The organism is Lentimicrobiaceae bacterium (genome assembly GCA_020636745.1).
Taxonomy (GTDB): domain Bacteria; phylum Bacteroidota; class Bacteroidia; order Bacteroidales; family Lentimicrobiaceae; genus Lentimicrobium.
This window is the reverse complement of sequence record JACJXH010000002.1, coordinates 371,668-390,387: the sequence shown is the minus strand read 5'-3', so window position 1 is coordinate 390,387 and position 18,720 is coordinate 371,668. Positions and strand designations below refer to the sequence as shown.

The following is an 18,720-nucleotide window of genomic DNA, read 5'->3' as shown; positions in this document are numbered from 1 at the left end:
TCAAACCATTAATAGAAATTACTCAAATCAATTATTCATGAAAAAAAGTCTTATTCTTGCGCTCGCTTTTCTGGGAATATCATCCCTCACCCGCGCGCAAAACACAATTCTGGAAGCCAGAGGAATGGCCGTAGGAACTGTTGTTACAGTGAAAGGAATTGTTACCAATGGAGCTGAACTGGGCGTTATCAGGTATTTTCAGGACAACACTGCCGGCATTGCAGCTTACGGCTCAGCAGTAAGCGTTGCCAACAGAGGAGATTCTGTTACCATTACCGGTACACTTAAAAATTACAACCAATTACTCGAGCTTGACCCGGTAACTAATGTAACGGTGCGTTCAACCGGCAATCCATTACCAGCACCTATCATCCTGACTCCAGGCCAAATAGGCGAAACATATGAAGGAATGCTGGTTGGCGTAAATGGTATCATTTTCTCTGATGGCGGCGGATTATTTACCGGCAACAAAAAATATGAATTCACTGCCAATGGCGAAACTGGTTACATTTATGTAAAAACCAGCCAAACTGACATTGTTGGCCAGCCAATCCCAAGCGGGTCAGTAAACCTTGTTGCTGAATGTTCGCAGTTTGACTATAACAGTCCTACTGAAGGTTATCAGTTGCTTCCACGTACCATTGATGATATTCAGGTAAGCAGTTCTATTTTTCTGACAAGCGTTCTTGAAAACACAAATTTTACACAAACACAGCTTGATTTCAGCTGGACAACCAATATTGCCGGAAGTACTGAAATGTATTATGGCCTTTCAGCCGAAACAGTTACTACAAATATGGTAACCGGTGCAGGTGGATCAACTGATCATGAATTGTCTGTGACCGGAGTTTTGCCTGGTCAGGTTATATGGGTACAGGCTTTTTCAGTTAGCGGAAATGATACAGCCTTCTCAGGCGTTACGCCATTTGCTACCATTTCCAGCTCAACAGGTGATATGAAAGTTTATTTCAACACGCCCAACGATTACGCCTATTCACATGGCATTGATGCTATTACACTTCCTTCTGCCATTGACGATACACTCATCAGTTATATTAACCGGGCCAAGTACTCCATTGACCTTACCATGTATAACTTCAACAACCAGGGCATCAGCAACGTAAGCAATGCGCTGAAAGCTGCAGCCAACAGAGGTTTAACGGTGCGTGTAATCGGTTGTGGAACAACAGCCAACCTGGGTATCGACGAACTCGCAGGCTCCAATGTTCATGTGCTCGTTGGCCCTTCAAGCTCAGAAAGAACCGGTATCATGCATAACAAATTTATCCTTTTTGATACCGAATCAGCCGATCCGAATGAACCACTTGTATGGACAGGCTCAACTAACTTAACAGATGGCCAGATAAATCTGGACGCCAATAATGTTATTATCATTCAGGATCAGAGTCTTGCACGTGCTTATAAAATTGAATTTGAAGAAATGTGGGGCTCTAACAGCAGCACCCCAAATATGGAAAATGCACGTTTTGGATTCACCAAAAAGAACAATACACCTCATGAATTTGTCATCAATGGCAAAAGGGTTGAGTGTTATTTCAGCCCAACCGACGGCGTGAATGCCAAAATTGTTGAAAAAATCAATACGTCTGATCATGACCTGAGTATTGCCACCATGCTGATTACCCGCAATGAAATGGCCAATGCCATTGCTGAAAGAAAATCAGCCGGGTCGGCAGTTAATGTGCTTACCAATTCTGAAGGTAACAACGGTGCAACCGTAAATACAATTCTTTCTGAGGCGCTTGGTACTCATTATACTTTTGATGATGTATCAAACGGCATCATGCATCACAAATATATGATTGTAGATCAGGATGCTCCGAATTCTGACCCGTTTGTATTTACCGGTTCACACAACTGGAGCGCCGCTGCCGACAATGACAATGATGAAAACACACTGATTGTGCACGATGCAACCATCGCCAACCTGTATTATCAGAATTTTGTCCATCGTTTTGTTGAAAATAACGGTGTGCTTTTTGAACTGTCAGGACCTCCTACAGCTGTAAACGATTCAGCGGTCACAAATGCTGATGTAGACGTATCAGTTGATGTTCGTTCAAATGATATTTATGAAGCACCAGTTACTGTAAGCATTGAAACACAGGCAACCCAGGGAAATGCTTATATTCCTTTCAGCAACCCGAATGTTATCAATTATCTGCCTAATACCGGCTTTACTGGAATTGATTCCATTACTTACAAAATTGCTTATCAGGCTTCACCTGAATTATATTCAATTGCTAAAATTTACATAACTGTAAAAAGCAGCGATGGTATTTTTGAAAATACAGCTAACCGCAGGCTTTATGTATATCCAAACCCTGTACAAAACGGAAATGTAAATGTATCATGTTTCACTACTGTTCCTGAACAAGGAACCATGCAGCTACTTGATATTACAGGCAAACTGATTTCGTCGCAGGAAGTAAGTCTTGTGAATGGTGAAAATGTAATGAATTACAATTTCGCCAAAACATATAAAGGCGTTTATTTCTTAAGACTAAAAACTGCCAATGCTATCTGGTCACAGAAAGTATTGTTCGAATAAGCCTGTTTAATTTCTTTACCTCATTAAACAGAAAAGCTGCCTGCAAGAGCAGCTTTTCTGTTTTGAGCTCAAACCGGAAACCTGCAGTAAAACGCCAAAATAATTCAGGCTGTCATCTCATGCTCCTTATTAATATTTTTTTTTATGTTTAATAAACATTAGAATTTTTATTATTTTTGTGATAATTATTTCCGGCGAAAATAAGTCTGAAATTCTCGAATAATTATTCTACAATACGCTCTATCTGTGAGACATCCATCCTTAGTCTTTCTTTTACTTTTTGCTCTGTCAGTGTTTAAAAGCCAAAGCCAGGAAATACTGCTCAGCCATCCACCTCAACATTATATCTGCTACTACACAACAGAATCAATCGTTACCGATGGCTTATTAGATGAAAAATCGTGGGAAAATGTTCCATGGTCAGCTCCTTTTGTGGATATTGAAGGTGATGAAAAGCCCCTGCCCTACTATCAAACGAATGTAAAAATGGTTTGGGATCAGCATTATTTATACATAGGTGCCCGCCTGGAAGAGCCCAACATATGGGCTACTTTAACTGAACGCGAGTCGGTCATTTACTATGACAATGATTTTGAAGTGTTCATCGATCCTGACGGAGACACCCACAATTACTATGAACTTGAGATGAATGCCTTCGGAACTGTTTGGGATCTGATGCTTACAAAACCTTATTCTGTAATGGGTGTTCCCATCAATTCATGGGACATTGCAGGTTTAAAAAGCGGAATTCACCTGAATGGAACAATCAACAATCCGGCCGATACTGATACCTGCTGGACACTGGAAATGGCAATTCCATGGGAAGTTTTGCGCGAATGCAACCAAAGCAAAAGCAAACCCGGGCCACAAGACAAATGGAGAATTAATTTTTCAAGAGTTCAGTGGAAGCTTGATAAGGCAGACGGGAAATATAAAAAAGCAAACGACCCGGCAAATGATAAACCTTATCCTGAACATAACTGGGTTTGGTCGCCACAATGGGCAATCAATATGCATAAACCGGAATACTGGGGCTACCTTCAGTTTTCTGAAATTGAAGCCGGTAAAGGGGTTGAGCAGTTTGTTCCTGATAATGATTTCAAAACACAGGTAATTCTTCGTGAACTTTTTAATGCTCAGCAACAATTTTTTAAAAAAAATAAAAGTTATAGTAACTCCATTGAAAACCTTGAAGTTAATCTCGGGCTGATTCATGGATTTGATATAAAAACAGAAGCTATCAACAACAGATTTAAGATTTCAGCAAAGGAAGCAAATGCCCAACACTGGTGGAGTATAACTGAGGACAGCAGGATATGGTGCGAAGACAAGTAACCGGCGCTAAAGGAACCATACGCTCTTTGCATCCAATGGAATGTTTAACAACCGGATTTGGTTCTGAGAATTAAAAATAACTGACAAAAAATACTTTGCATATGGAAAGAAGGACATTTGTATCCACACTTGGCAAAATTGGTTTGGGAATAGCAGCGGCCCAATTCATGGGTTTTCCTTTATCTGCAGCAAACACCATCGCTTCGGAATACAAAAAATGGATTTGGCTCGTCCCTGAAACCAATACACCGCTTGACACCTGGAGGCAAAGGTTTGAAATGATGAAATCCTATGGAGTGCATGGTATAATGGCCCAGGTCTACAGCAGTCATTCAACCATGTATGCATCAAACAACTTACCTGTTAAGGCCGATGTTTTAAAAACACTGATCCAGGCTGGAAAAGAAACAGGGATAGAAGTACATGCCTGGATGTGGACAATGCCCAACAATCATGAAGAAACCAGAGAGAAGCATCCTGAATGGTTTGCCGTTAACAGATTAGGGCAACCCTCTTTCAGTCATCCGGCATATGTTGATTATTATCGTTTTATGTGCCCCAATCAGCAAGGAGTTAGGGATTTTTTAACACAAAACGTCAGGGAACTCAGTGCAATAGAAGGCCTTGACGGGATACATCTGGATTACATCAGGTTTCCGGATGTAATTCTTGCAGAAGGCCTGCAGCCAAAATATAACATTGTTCAGGATAAAGAATATCCACAATACGACTATTGTTATTGCGAAACCTGTCGTAAGAAATTCAGTGAAAAAACCGGTATTGACCCACTGAAAGATATGGCAGATCCGACATCAGACAAGCAATGGCGCCAATTCAGATATGATTCTATCACAGAACTGGTGAATGAGCTGCTTGTTCCTGAAATTAAGAACGGAGGAAAAATAGCCTCTGCAGCCGTATTTCCCAACTGGGAGAGTGTAAGACAACAATGGAGCCGCTGGAATCTTGATGCATTCTTTCCTATGCTTTATCAAAATTTTTACAACATGGATATTCAATGGATTGGGGCTCAGATTACAAAAGAGATAGATGCTATGAATAAACATATTCCTTTGTATGCCGGATTATACTTACCCGGATTAACTCCCGAGCAAATGTCCAATGCTATTGAAATTGCCCGCAAATCAGGAGCCTCAGGATATTCACTGTTTTCATACAATGATATTACAACTGCTTACTGGGAGAAAATTGGGAAAAAGTCAGACTAAAAATCTGAGACTTGGGCCCGGTATTATCAAGCATCATCAAACTTTAAAACCAAATTGCTCGGCCCTGTTTCAAATATGTATCATTCAGCATGGCGTACAATAATAAACCAGATGTTTTATTACAACAGAATTTTCAAATGAATATTTTTGAAGCTTCAAATGTGGAGCATGCATTTCAGAACGAGCATGGAAACCGTTTTTATTCAACAAAATTACCATACCTGATAACCGACAACTTTCCGAAGCTGGGTTTGCTTACCTCTATGCGATTTCTTGAATGGGTTTCGCAAAATCCAGAAGGTGTGATAAGCCTGCCTACAGGAAAAACACCGGAGTATTTTATCAAATACACCCATTATTTACTTGAAAACTGGCATCAACCAGATACAATTCATTTGCTCGAAAGATATGGCCTGGCCGGTTTGCGTAAGCCCGCACTCAATGGCCTGCAGTTCGTTCAGATTGATGAATTTTACCCTATATCTCCCAAACAACATAATTCATTCTACCATTATGTAATGAATTATTACATCAAAGGCTTTGGATTAGACCCCAACAGAGCCTTATTGATCAATTCAGAAGAAATTGAATTATGGCAGGGCAAGCATTTTACTGAGGTTTTTCCAAACTACCAGATAGATCTTTCATTGAGGTATCGTGAAGCCAAAACGCCAGAAGAGGAAATCATAAAATCATCCATATTTTGTATAGATAACTGGTGCTCGGAATATGAACAAAAGATAAGATCAAAAGGCGGAATTGGTTTCTTTCTCGGTGGCATTGGCCCTGATGGTCATATAGCATTCAATACCCGTGGCTCCGATATTTTTTCTACTACTCGTTTAACCCAAACAAATTTTGAAACTCAGGCTGTTGCAGCAGGCGATTTAGGTGGGATTGAAATATCGCGCAACAGACTCGTAATCACCATAGGGCTTGGCACAATTACCTATAATCCTGATGCTGTTGCTATTATTTTTGCTGCCGGCGAGGCAAAGGCTGATATTGTTAAAGCTTCTCTTGAAAATGAAATAAACGCTGTATATCCGGCGACTGTATTGCAAAAGCTTGACCATGCCCGATTCTATTTAACCAACGGTGCAGCCAGCAGGCTGAATGATTCTATCCAAAATTATTATACCAACGGCACCTGGACACATATTAAAACTGAAAGAGCAGTTATTGACCTTTGTCAGAAACTGAACAAATACGGGCACCATCTTACATTGCAGGATTTACAGGACGACCCCTGGTGCTCGCTCATCCCCGATTTGAACGAACAAACGGTGCATTCGGTCATTGAATCAATAAAGGCCAAAATTGACAGAGGGATGCAAAAAGATGAAAATCAGGTGATTTATCATACAGGCCCCCATCATGATGATATCATGCTGGGTATTATGCCATATACAAACCGTCAACTACGTAACGCTTCAAACTCTATTCACTTCTCAATCATGACATCGGGTTTTACGGCTGTTACCAATCAATTTTTAATTAAAGCTGTTGAAGACACCCTCGAATTAATCGAAAAAGAAGAAATTCAAATGTTGTATTATTCCGATTTTTTCAGAAAAGGGTATTCTTTTAAATGGGATAAAGATGTCTACCATTTTCTTGACAATGTTGCACAGGACAATGCATATGAAAAACGCAGAGGCTTGTGTCACCGTTTAGTCAGGGCCGCTGTTGTCATCTGGAGGTCAGCTGATCGTTTTGAGTTAAAGAAGGTATTAAGAGATGTAATTAAAAATCTGAACAGCAGTTATGATGGCAGCGTTAACTCACCCGAAATACAGAAGCTGAAAGGGATGCTGCGCGAATTTGAAGAAGAGCTTGTGTGGGCATACTATGGTGTTCAGGTTAGAAATGTTCATCACCTCAGGCTGGGCTTTTACAAGGGCGAAATTTTTACTGAAAACCCTGAAAAGAACAGGGATATGATCCCGATTCTTGAGCAGCTCAGGCAAATTAAACCTCACATCATTAGTCTGGCACTTGATCCGGAAGGAAGTGGACCCGATACACATTACAAAGTACTTCAGGCTATAGCCGGAGCCGTGAATGAATGGAGCCGCGAAACAGATCTGAGCCAATTGCGCATTCTTGGGTACCGGAATGTTTGGTACAAATTCCATCCGGCCGAGGCTGATATCATTGTTCCTGTGTCACTTAATGCGATGGCTGTGCTTGATAAATCTTTTTCTGAAAGCTATTTAAGCCAGGTAAATGCCTCATTTCCAAGCTTTGAATACGACGGCCCTTTTAGTGATCTAACCAGAAAAACATGGGTTAAACAACTTAAGACAATCCAATTACTACTTGGAAAAAACTTCTTTTATGAAAACGAAAAAGCGTTGTTAAGGGCAACACATGGACTTCTCTTTATAAAGGAGATGGATGTAAATGAATTTATGCAAATAGCTGAAGACCTTAAAAAATTATCAGAAGGAGCCACTGTTTAAGGATACAGCCCTGCACAATGATTAACCCACACCAGCGAGACTCCTTTGATTTGCTTTATTGTTCAATTTACCGGTAGTCTTATGTTATGGCAACGTTAAAATAAATGAGTTGGATTGTGATTCTTAAACTGACTAACTCTTTTTTTTACCGGACAACTAAAAAAACATAGAACAATTAATTAGAGATTGATGGGAAAGATCGTTTCAATCCAGCTTTTCTTTTACCTCTTTTGTTAACACTATTTTACGGTTTTAACGGTTGCCAGATTGGATTACAAATGCTTTAATAAGGCACGACGATGAATAGATATTTTCACCCAAAATTATACTGCACATGGATTGGTTTGTGTTTCTCCATGCTGTTTTCAGCAAATGTACAAGCCCAGCAACTTACCGGTTTTGTTAATCCATTTATCGGCACATCCAATTTTGGAGCTACTCATCCCGGAGCTGTGGTTCCTCAGGGAATGGTATCTGTATCACCTTTTAATGTTACCGGTTCTGAAAACAACACTTTCGACAAGGACGCCAGATGGTGGTCAACCCCTTATACATACGAAAACAACTTTTTTACAGGATACAGCCACGTAAACCTGAGCGGTGTCGGATGCCCTGACCTCGGTGTTATTCTGTTAATGCCCACTACAGGCAACATAAAGGCTAACATAAAAGAATACGGTTCGGAAATGAGCCAACAGAAAGCCTCTCCCGGTTACTACAGTTGCGTTCTCAATAAATACAATATTCTGACTGAAGTTTCAGCTACAAAACGTTCAGCTATCAGCCGTTTTACTTACCCTGCAGGTAAAGCAAACATCCTGATTGACCTGGGCAATGGCCTCACCAATGAATCAGGCGCATATATAAGAGTCCTGAATAACCACGAAGTTGAAGGATGGCGAATGACCGGAAACTTTTGCTATCAGGGAAATTCTGAACGTCCTGTATTTTTTGTTGCAAGAGTGAACAAACCTGCCATTGAATCGGGCGTATGGAAAAAAATGCCGGACTTGAAAGCTGAAAAAGACTGGTCGGCATACAACAACAGCTTTAAATACTACAAAAACTATACTGAACCAATGGCCGGTGACAGTATAGGCGCATGGTTCTCATTTGAAGTAAAAAATGATGAAGCCATTTTGATACAGATAGGGATTTCTTATGTAAGCATTGAAAATGCACGCCTGAACCTGAACACCGAACAACCTGATTTTGACTTCAATAAAGTTAGAAATAACGCTGAAATTGCATGGGAAAATACACTCTCAAAAATTACAGTGGAAGGAGGAACCCGGGACGAAAAAACACTCTTTTATACGGCACTCTACCACATGAATTTGCATCCAAACATTTTGAATGATGTTAATGGTGAATATCCCTTAATGGAATCTTCCGGCATTGGCACCATTCGTAAAGGAAACCGCTACACAGTATTTTCACTTTGGGATACGTATCGGAATTATCATCCTTTTATGAGCCTGGTTTACCCCGAAATACAAACAGACCTGGTAAATTCAATGGTTAGCATGTACCGGGAAAGTGGCTGGTTACCCAAATGGGAGCTAAACAGCCGGGAAACATTTACCATGAACGGCGACCCCGCATTTCCGGTGATTGCCGACACCTATTTACGTGGGCTAACTGATTTTGATGTTGACGAAGCTTATAATGCCATGATTAAATCAGCTACTACGCCTGAAAAAGATAACAAGATCAGAAATTCAAACGATTTTTACCTCAACCACGGGTATGTGCCTCTGCTTGAGCAATTTGACAATTCAGTATCTGTGGCCCTTGAATATTATATGGCTGACTGGAATCTAGCTCAATTGGCAAAAGCGTTGGGCAAAACAGATGATTACCGGCGTTTCAACACCCAATCGCGACAATATGTAAATTATTTTGACCATAAACAATACAAAATGATCCGGCCAAAGCTGGCAGATGGCTCATTCCTCGAGCCTTTTAACCCTTTACAAGGAAAAAACTTCGAACCAGTGCCCGGCTTTCATGAAGGGACTGCCTGGAATTACGCCTTCTGCGTACAGCATGATATTCAAGGCCTTATCAGGCTAATGGGTGGAAATCAGAAGTTCTCCAAAACCTTGCAAACCGTTTTTACCGATAGCTTGTTTGACATGACCAACGAGCCAGACATACATTATCCTTACCTTTTCAACTATATTAAAGGTGAAGAATGGAAAGCGCAGCGTGAAGTAAGTCATTTGATAACAACCTGGTTTAAAAACAGTCCCGATGGATTACCTGGTAACGATGACTGCGGAACCATGAGCACATGGCTGGCTTTCAGTATGATGGGACTTTATCCGGTATGCCCGGGCGATATGAACTTTGCCATTGTCAAACCGGTATTCAATAAAATTACAATTCATCCTGACGAAAAATACTATCGGGGAAAATCATTTGAAATCCGTTTAAAACAATCTGAAGGAAGTCATAAACCAATAAAAAAAGTAATTTTTAACGGGAAGGCACTCCATTCATTTTTTATTCAACATCAGGCCATCGTAAACGGCGGCATACTTGAGATTATCAATGATTGATTTTGACACTTAACCCATTTTTGTCATTCACCTGACTTGACCCGATAACAGCAAAAATTCAAATCTATCAGCCTGTTTATTAAGAACAAATTACCGTAAATCAAATGAAAAATATCATTTCTGTACTGTTATTATCCTTAAACTGTTTGATGCTGAGTAGTCAAACGGTTCAGGACTTTGCTCAATATGTGAATCCACTGGTTGGCACTGATTCGCGCTACGAGCTGTCAAACGGCAATACTTATCCTGCTATAGCTTTGCCCTGGGGTATGAACTTCTGGACCCCTCAGACCAACCGCATGGGTGATGGTTGGTGCTACCAATACGCTTCCTCCAAAATAAGAGGATTTAAACAAACCCATCAACCTTCACCCTGGATAAATGACTATGGCGCATTTTCAATTTTTGCCACAACCGGAAAGCCGGTTTTTGATGAAAACAAACGTGAATCGTGGTTTTCGCACAAAGCAGAAATAGCTAAGCCTTATTATTACCGGGTCTATCTGGCCGATTACAATACGACCGTTGAAATAACCCCAACCGAAAGGGCGGCCATTTTTAGAATAACTTACCCCCAAACAAACCAGGCAAATCTGATTGTTGACGGGTTCTTCAAAAATTCATACATAAAAATCCACCCCAAAGAACGAAAAATAACTGGCTATGCCTGCAATAACTCAGGAGGCGTACCTGATAATTTCAAAAACTACTTTGTGATATATGTTGATAAGGATTTTGAACAGATTTTCTCGGTAAAAGACAGCCTGATGCTGGCCGATTCTGCGGAAGCCTTAAGCCAACATTCAGGCGCCGTTATTCGATTTACAACACAAGCCAATGAACAAATCCATCTGAAAATAGCCTCTTCATTTATCAGTTTAGAACAGGCCGAGCTTAATCTTCAGCGCGAAACCGGCCATCTGACTTTCGATCAGGCATGCGAAAAAGCCAAATCGGAATGGAACCAGCAACTATGTAAAATTACTGTTGAAGGAGGTAGCGATGCACAGTTTTCAACCTTTTACACTGCCCTGTACCGAACATTGCTTTTTCCCAGAAAGTTTTACGAATACAATAAAAATGGTGAGGTGGTGCATTACAGCCCTTATAATGGGAAGGTAGAAAAAGGGTACATGTTTACCGACAATGGCTTCTGGGATACTTTCAGGGCTGTTTTCCCTTTCTTTACACTGATGTATCCTGAGCTCAACAGCCAGATAATGGAAGGACTAGCAAATACCTACCGCGAAAGCGGATGGCTGCCCGAATGGGCCAGCCCCGGTCACCGCGATTGCATGATTGGCTCCAATTCAGCTGTTAATATTGCAGATTCATATCTAAAGGGTATTCAGAATAAAGATATAAACATACTTTACGAAGCCATTCTTAAAAACAGCAACAATGCAGGACCATTATCATCAGTTGGGAGATATGGCGTTGATTATTATAACACACTGGGATACATCCCTTACGATGTGGGTATCAATGAAAACACAGCCCGCACACTTGAATACGCCTTTGCTGACTATAACATCTGGAAACTGGCAAAAGCGCTGAAAAAACCGCAGGCTGAAATTGATTTATTTGCAAAACGAGCCATGAATTACAAGAATGTTTTTGATAAATCGGTAAATTTTGTGCGGGGCCGTAATGCTGATGGCAGCTTTCAGTCGCCTTTCAGGCCCGATAAATGGGGAGATGCGTTTACCGAAGGGTGCTCATGGCACTGGACCTGGTGCGTTTTCCACGATATTCAGGGATTAATCGATCTCATGGGGGGCCCACAGTCCTTTATCAATAAACTGGATTCTGTCTTTATTGCTCCGCCAACTTTTGATTATTCATATTATGGGTTTCAGATACACGAAATTACTGAAATGCTTATCATGAATATGGGACAATATGCTCATGGCAACCAACCCATACAGCACATGCCCTATTTATACAATTATGCAGGTGAGCCATGGAAAACACAGTTTCATGTCAGAAATATCATGAACAAGCTCTACACTCCCTTGCCTGATGGACTATGTGGCGACGAGGACAATGGCCAGACCTCAGCATGGTATGTTTTTTCAGCCATGGGCATGTATCCTGTAGCACCAGGGACCAATCAATATGTACTGGGTTCGCCCTTGTTTAAAAAAATTACACTTCAAACCGGGAAAGACAAGACTTTTGTTATTTCGGCTCCAAACAACAGCAATCTTAACCTTTATGTGATAGATGCAAAACTGAACAATAAAGCGTATACCAAAAACTATCTGAACCACTCAGATATCATCAATGGAGGAAACCTTGAACTGCAAATGGGGCAGACGCCCAACAAACAAAAAGGAATACTTCAAACAGATTTTCCCTATTCCATGACCAATGAAATATTGAATAACCGATAAATGGCCTGGAAAAGACAACTGGCACAATTCAGTTTCCTGTTCAATACTTTATAATTATCTGACATCAGATAACATTTCTTTTTCTTGAAACTACAGTATAGATCAGGATTCCTGCCTGCCGGCATCAACCAGTTCTTCAAGTGGCACCAGGGCCTGATTGGCTTTAGAAACGGAATCAATATCCCGAAAAGTCAGACTGAGCTTATCATTTACTTCTTTCATCCGGCAATTTTTGTGGTAAATCTGAATAAACTGCAGCACTGCCGAAAAAATATGACTCTGGTAGTAAGCCGAATCCCTGTTGGTGATAAAGGTAGCTGTCATCAATCCATTGCGCAAACTTATCTTTTCAAATCCAAGTCTCCTGGCAAGTCTCCGCAGACGAATGGTGTTGATTAAATCCTGCGTTTGCTGCGGCACCGGACCAAAGCGATCGATCAGTTTGTTCTGAAAACTCAACAACTCTTCCTCGCTGTTGATATTGTCGAGCTCCTTATATAAGCTCAACCTTTCGGTAATGTTGGTAACATAATGATCGGGCATCATTACTTCCAAATCGGTTTCAATCAGGCATTCTTTCACATACTCTTTTTCAACAGGCGTAACCTCTTCGTAAAGCCCCTTAAATTCTGACTCCTTGAGTTCCATCACGGCCTCGTCAAGAATGCGCTGATACATTTCGAATCCAATTTCCGAAATAAAACCACTTTGCTCAGCACCAAGTATATTACCGGCTCCGCGGATATCCAAATCGCGCATGGCAATATTAAAACCACTTCCTAATTCCGAAAACTCTTCAATAGCTTTGAGTCTTTTGCGGGCTTCATCGGTAAGCACCGACAAAGGCGGAGCCAGCAAATAACAAAAGGCTTTTTTATTGGTACGTCCCACCCTGCCGCGCAACTGGTGCAAATCGCTGAGTCCGTAGTTTTGGGCTTCATTGATAATAATGGTATTCACATTCGGGATGTCCAGTCCTGATTCAATAATTGTAGTGGCCACAAGCACATCATATAAACCTTCCACAAAGTCAAGCATTACTTTTTCAAGTTTAGAACCATCCATCTGACCATGCCCAATGGCCACACGACAATCAGGCACAAGTCGCTGAATAATTCCGGCCACTTCTAAGATGTTGTTCACCCGGTTATGAACCAAAAATACCTGGCCACCGCGCGACAACTCAAAATGAATGGCATCACGGATAATCTCCTCGCTGAAAACATGCAATTCAGTTTGTACCGGGTAGCGATTGGGTGGAGGCGTGTTGATAACACTTAAATCGCGGGCTCCCATCAATGAAAACTGCAGTGTACGCGGAATAGGCGTGGCTGTAAGCGTAAGCGTATCCACATTTACCTTGAGCTTTTTCAGCTTTTCTTTGGTTGCCACCCCAAACTTCTGCTCTTCGTCAATAATCATGAGCCCAAGGTCTTTAAACTGAACATCTTTGCTCACAATCCGGTGTGTGCCAATCAGAATATCGATTTTACCATCGGCCAAATCCTTAAGCGTGCGGGTTTGCTCCTTCGCACTTTTAAACCGGTTGATATAATCTACTGTGCAGGGAAATTCTTTAAGCCTTTCCGAGAAAGTCTTATAATGTTGCAAAGCCAGAATAGTGGTTGGCACAAGTACAGCCACCTGTTTGCTGTCGGCCACAGCCTTAAATGCTGCACGAACAGCGATTTCGGTCTTACCAAAGCCCACATCACCACACACCAGCCTATCCATCGGGTAAGATTTTTCGAGATCACGCTTAACATCCGCCGTTGATTTTACCTGATCGGGGGTGTCTTCATAAATGAAAGAAGCCTCCAGTTCATGCTGCAAATAGGTATCAGGATTAAACGCAAAGCCTTCGGCAGCTTTACGTTCAGCATAAAGCTTAATTAAATCCTTGGCAATATCTTTAACCCTTTGTTTGGTCTTGGTTTTAAGCTTATTCCATGCGTTTGAGCCCAGTTTGTTTAAACCCGGAGCAGTTCCGTCCTTACCAACATATTTTGAAATACGGTGCAAAGAGTGGATGCTGAGGTAAAGAATATCATTATTCTGATATATCAGGCGAATGGCTTCTTGCTGCCGGCCATTGTTTTCAATTTTTTCAAGCCCGTCAAAACGGCCGATTCCATGGTCAATATGGGTCACATAATCGCCGGGCTGAAGGTCATAAATCTCCTTGAGTGTAATGGCTTCTTTGCCTGCAAAGCCATCGCGGATACGGTATTTATGATATCGTTCAAATATCTGATGATCGGTATAGCAGGCCAGTTTATGCTCTTTATCAACAAACCCTTCGTGTAACGACAAGCTGATCAAATCGAAGTTCAAATCTTTTTCGGTGAGCCCCCTGTTGGCTTTTAAATCGCTGAAGATGGTTTGAATACGCTCAGTTTGTTTCGGATTATCGGAGAGGATAAAATTGGTGATTCCAGATTTTGTGTTGTCGTCAAGATTTTGCAACAACAAATCAAAATTTTTATTGAACGAGGGCTGAGGCTGCATATTAAACTCAAGCGTTTGCCCGTCTTTTATCAAAAAATGTGAACCAAACTCAATGAGACTATGAGCCAGAATGTCAGACTTAAAGCCATCGGCAGTACTAAACAAAGCATTGGGCTCCAAATGTTTGACATCAGCCGAAAGTTCAGAAAATGCTTTTTCGGCTTTTTCGAATTCCTTAGCAATTTTATCAATTGCCAAAGCAAAATCGCGTATCCAAACAACTGCATTCCGGCTGATATAGGTCAGAAAAGAGTCGCGTTTTTCATACAGAGCCCGGTCCTGCACATTCGGGGTAATGGTAATGTGGTCAAGCTTATCAATTGAAAGCTGGTTCGAAGGATCGAAAGTACGGATGGATTCTACATCATCGCCAAAAAATTCTATTCTGTAAGGCCGGTCGTTGGTGAATGAAAACACATCAACAATTCCACCGCGGATAGAAAACTGACCGGGCTCGATAACAAAGTCAACCCGCTCAAAATTGTATTCCATCAGCAAATCAATCACAAAGTCGATTGAAAGGCTTTCACCAAGGCCCAGATGCAGCGTATTTTTTTTAAGAAAAGCTTTGCTGACAACCTTCTCGGCAAGCGCCTCGGGATAAGTAACCACAATGGTTCCCCCGTCGCGGGTACCCAGTCTTTTCATCACTTCAGTGCGCGAAAGAACATTGGTATTGTCGGTTTTTTCAATTTCGTATGGGCGGCGATAGGTAGTAGGAAAAAACAAAACCCGCTTTTTGTGAAACGGGGTTTCCTGCTCGCCAAGTAAATTTTCGAGGTCGTTGAACAGGTAAGCAGCCTCTTCCTTCTCGGGAAGCACGATCAGGTGTAAAGGCCCTGAAGGCTCAAAAACCGCTGCTGCAAGCACAGCAGTAGCAGAGCCGGCCATACCTTTAAGCCTTAGCCTGAACTTTTCTTTTGAATTGCACAAAGCACCAATACCCGCAACAGCCTCACCGTTGCGGTAATAATCAATCATTTGCGAAGCTTTCACTGCCTGCTGTTTAGAATTTGGTGCAAAGTTAATCTTTATGGCAATATAGAAACAGAAAGGCCACGATATGACGCGGCCTCTGTTGAAAATACTTAGTTATTAACTTTACTTTTTTGAATAAAGACGCATCAGCTCCTCGGCTTTGGCCACCATATTTTTTGAGCCTACGAAAAAGGGTACCCTTTCGTGCAGTTCCTTGGGCTGGATATCAAGTATTCGGTTAAATCCATCGGAAGCTATACCACCAGCCTGTTCAGCTAAAAATGCAATGGGATTGCATTCATACAGCAGTCTGAGCTTTCCGTAAGGATTTTTCAATGTTCCGGGGTAGATATAAATGCCACCTCTTATCATATTTCGATGAAAATCAGCCACTAACGAACCTATATATCTGGTTGAGTATGGTCGGTTGGTAGATGGATCATCTTCCTGGCAATATTTGATGTACTTTTTAACACCTTCATGAAAATGCAAATAATTGGCTTCATTGATGGAGTAAATTGCACCGTCTTCAGGAATTTTCATTTCGGGATGCGAGAGAAAAAACAGCCCTACTGAAGGATCAAGGGTAAACCCATTTACACCATGCCCGGTAGTATATACCAACATGGTTGATGAGCCGTAAATAATGTATCCGGCAGCAATCTGCTTGTTTCCGGGCTGCAACAGATCGGCAATGGTGCCCGGGCCAGTTGGGCTTAAACGCCTGTAAATAGAAAAAATGGTCCCGATAGGCACATTCACTTCTATATTGGAAGAACCATCAAGCGGATCCATGGCTACTACATATTTGCCTTTTTGCGAAAATGCATTTTCATAAACAAACAATCCTTCATTTTCCTCTGATGCAATGGCACAAACCATACCTCCATGCCTCATTGCTTCAATAAAATGATTGTTGGCAAACACGTCCAGTTTTTTTTGATCTTCACCCTGCACATTCTGCTTGCCGAAGTAGCCATTGATATCGGCCAGCCCGGCTTTATTAATTTCGCGGTTTACAATCTTTGCTGCAATACCAATATCATTGAGCAAACGGGTAAATTCGCCGGTAGCATATGTGAAATCAGCCTGCTTTTCGCTGATAAATTCAACTAAAGTTTTCATCTGTTAAATATTTATTCAGTTAATCAAGTAACATAATGGGTAAAAACAAGCCCGCACAGGCTTTTTCTATACCAAACATATTGCTTTAATTCAATAGCACAACAACTTATAAACCTTGCAACTTTATAACCTTGAAACTGTAACAAATGTATTAATTTTGTACTACCAAACAGTTTTACCATGAAAATTTTCAAATTTGGCGGGGCTTCCGTAAAAGACGCTGAAGCTGTCAGGAATGTAAAGGAGATATTAAAGCGATACAATAACGAATCTTTGTGCGTGGTAATTTCAGCAATGGGTAAAACCACCAATGCGTTTGAAAAAGTGACAGATGCGTGGTATCACCAGGACATACGTGTTTTGGAACTGTTGGCCCAGATAGAATCGTATCATGCAGAGATTGCCGGAGCACTAATCAGTAATGGAGCCCGTTTGATAGGTGACAAATTCAAAGAAATTCGCCGGCAATTACAAGCGGCGCCGCCTGAGTTATACGATGCCGCCTATGACCTTATGGTTCCGTGGGGCGAATGTTTATCTACAGCCATTATTAGTGCTTATCTAAACCAGGAAGGCCTCACCAACCGTTTACTCGATGCAAGGGAACTGGTGATTACCGACGAATCCTATCGCAACGGACGAGTTAACTGGGACGAAACAAAACGTAGAATTCTTAACGCTTTTGCCCTTGATGACATGAAATATCCCGGGCATATTACTATTACGCAGGGGTTTATCGGAAGCAGTCTGGGAAGTCATCCGGTAACGCTGGGCCGCGAAGGCTCCGATTTTAGTGCGGCCATTTTCGCTTATGCACTCGACGCCAATGAAATGATTATCTGGAAAGACGTGCCCGGCGTGTTAAATGCCGATCCCCGCTTTTTTACCGACACTGTAAAACTCGATCAGATTTCTTACCGGGATGCAATTGAGCTTGCTTATTTCGGGGCTTCGGTTATTCATCCCAAAACCATACAACCATTACAAAATAAGTCAATTCCACTGTATGTAAAATCGTTTAATCAACCCGAAGAGCCTGGCACACTCATTCATAACTTTTCAGAAGCAATCACCCCTGTTCCTTCCTTTATTGTAAAGCCCAATCAGGTGCTTGTTTCCATTTCGCCCAACGATTTCTCATTTATTGCCGAAGAAAGCCTGCACACCATTTTTGGATTAATGGCACATATGGGTATCCGTATAAATTTAATGCAAAATTCCGCCATCAGTTTCTCAATGTGTATTGACGATCATCCTACCAAGCTTAAAAGGCTGTTTACAGCACTGGGAGGCGAGTTCCGGGTTAAATACAACCAAAACCTCGAACTGATTACCATCAGATACTACAACAAGAAAACCATTGATAAAGTAGTAAACAAACGTAAAATACTGCTTGAGCAAAGAAGCCGGCTTACCATTCAAATGGTGGTTGAATCAGCTAAATAAACGATACCGGTTAATCAATCCTAAAATGCATTGCTTCATTAACCTGTGGCAAGAATCCTCATTTTAGATAAAACAACCGGACTGTAATAACACAGGACATTT

The 18,720-nt window shown here is 41.4% G+C and carries 9 protein-coding genes; 7 read left to right on the top strand and 2 right to left on the bottom strand.

The annotated features are described in order from the left end of the window. Positions 1–37: 37 nt before the first annotated feature. From H6541_04320 to H6541_04295, 6 genes are all read left to right on the top strand, one after another. Positions 38–2,572 carry a T9SS type A sorting domain-containing protein gene (locus tag H6541_04320; protein ID MCB9014998.1) on the top strand — a complete coding sequence of 845 codons (2,535 nt, stop codon included), beginning with the start codon at positions 38–40 and terminating at the stop codon, positions 2,570–2,572. Positions 2,573–2,818: 246 nt separating this feature from the next. Then, complete coding sequence (locus H6541_04315) at positions 2,819–3,907, top strand: carbohydrate-binding family 9-like protein (protein MCB9014997.1); 1,089 nt, start codon at positions 2,819–2,821, stop codon at positions 3,905–3,907. A gap of 101 nt (positions 3,908–4,008) precedes the next feature. Continuing rightward, positions 4,009–5,136 (top strand): family 10 glycosylhydrolase, encoded by a 1,128-nt coding sequence (locus H6541_04310; protein ID MCB9014996.1) that lies wholly within the window; start codon positions 4,009–4,011, stop codon positions 5,134–5,136. Between the two features lie 137 nt (positions 5,137–5,273). Further along, positions 5,274–7,601 carry a glucosamine-6-phosphate isomerase gene (locus tag H6541_04305; GenBank protein MCB9014995.1) on the top strand — a complete coding sequence of 776 codons (2,328 nt, stop codon included), beginning with the start codon at positions 5,274–5,276 and terminating at the stop codon, positions 7,599–7,601. 356 nt (positions 7,602–7,957) lie between these two features. Beyond that, positions 7,958–10,165: a glycoside hydrolase family 92 protein gene (locus H6541_04300; protein ID MCB9014994.1), complete on the top strand. Its 2,208-nt coding sequence runs from the start codon at positions 7,958–7,960 to the stop codon at positions 10,163–10,165. A 104-nt stretch (positions 10,166–10,269) separates the two neighbouring features. Next, positions 10,270–12,561, top strand: a complete 2,292-nt coding sequence (locus H6541_04295; GenBank protein ID MCB9014993.1) for a glycoside hydrolase family 92 protein — start codon at positions 10,270–10,272, stop codon at positions 12,559–12,561. 102 nt (positions 12,562–12,663) lie between these two features. On the opposite strand, the gene mfd is transcribed toward H6541_04295, so the two are convergent. Both mfd and fbp read right to left on the bottom strand, forming a co-directional pair. Then, the gene (gene mfd / locus H6541_04290) at positions 12,664–16,050 is read right to left on the bottom strand and encodes a transcription-repair coupling factor (GenBank protein ID MCB9014992.1); all 3,387 of its coding nucleotides are present in this window, start codon (positions 16,048–16,050) and stop codon (positions 12,664–12,666) included. Between the two features lie 120 nt (positions 16,051–16,170). Further along, a complete protein-coding gene (gene fbp, locus H6541_04285) occupies positions 16,171–17,172 on the bottom strand; it encodes a class 1 fructose-bisphosphatase (protein ID MCB9014991.1) in 1,002 nt (333 codons plus the stop codon). A gap of 180 nt (positions 17,173–17,352) precedes the next feature. On the opposite strand from fbp, the gene H6541_04280 reads away from it, so the two are divergent. After that, entirely contained in the window at positions 17,353–18,618 is a 1,266-nt protein-coding gene (locus tag H6541_04280; protein ID MCB9014990.1) for an aspartate kinase, read from the top strand. Positions 18,619–18,720 lie beyond the last annotated feature (102 nt).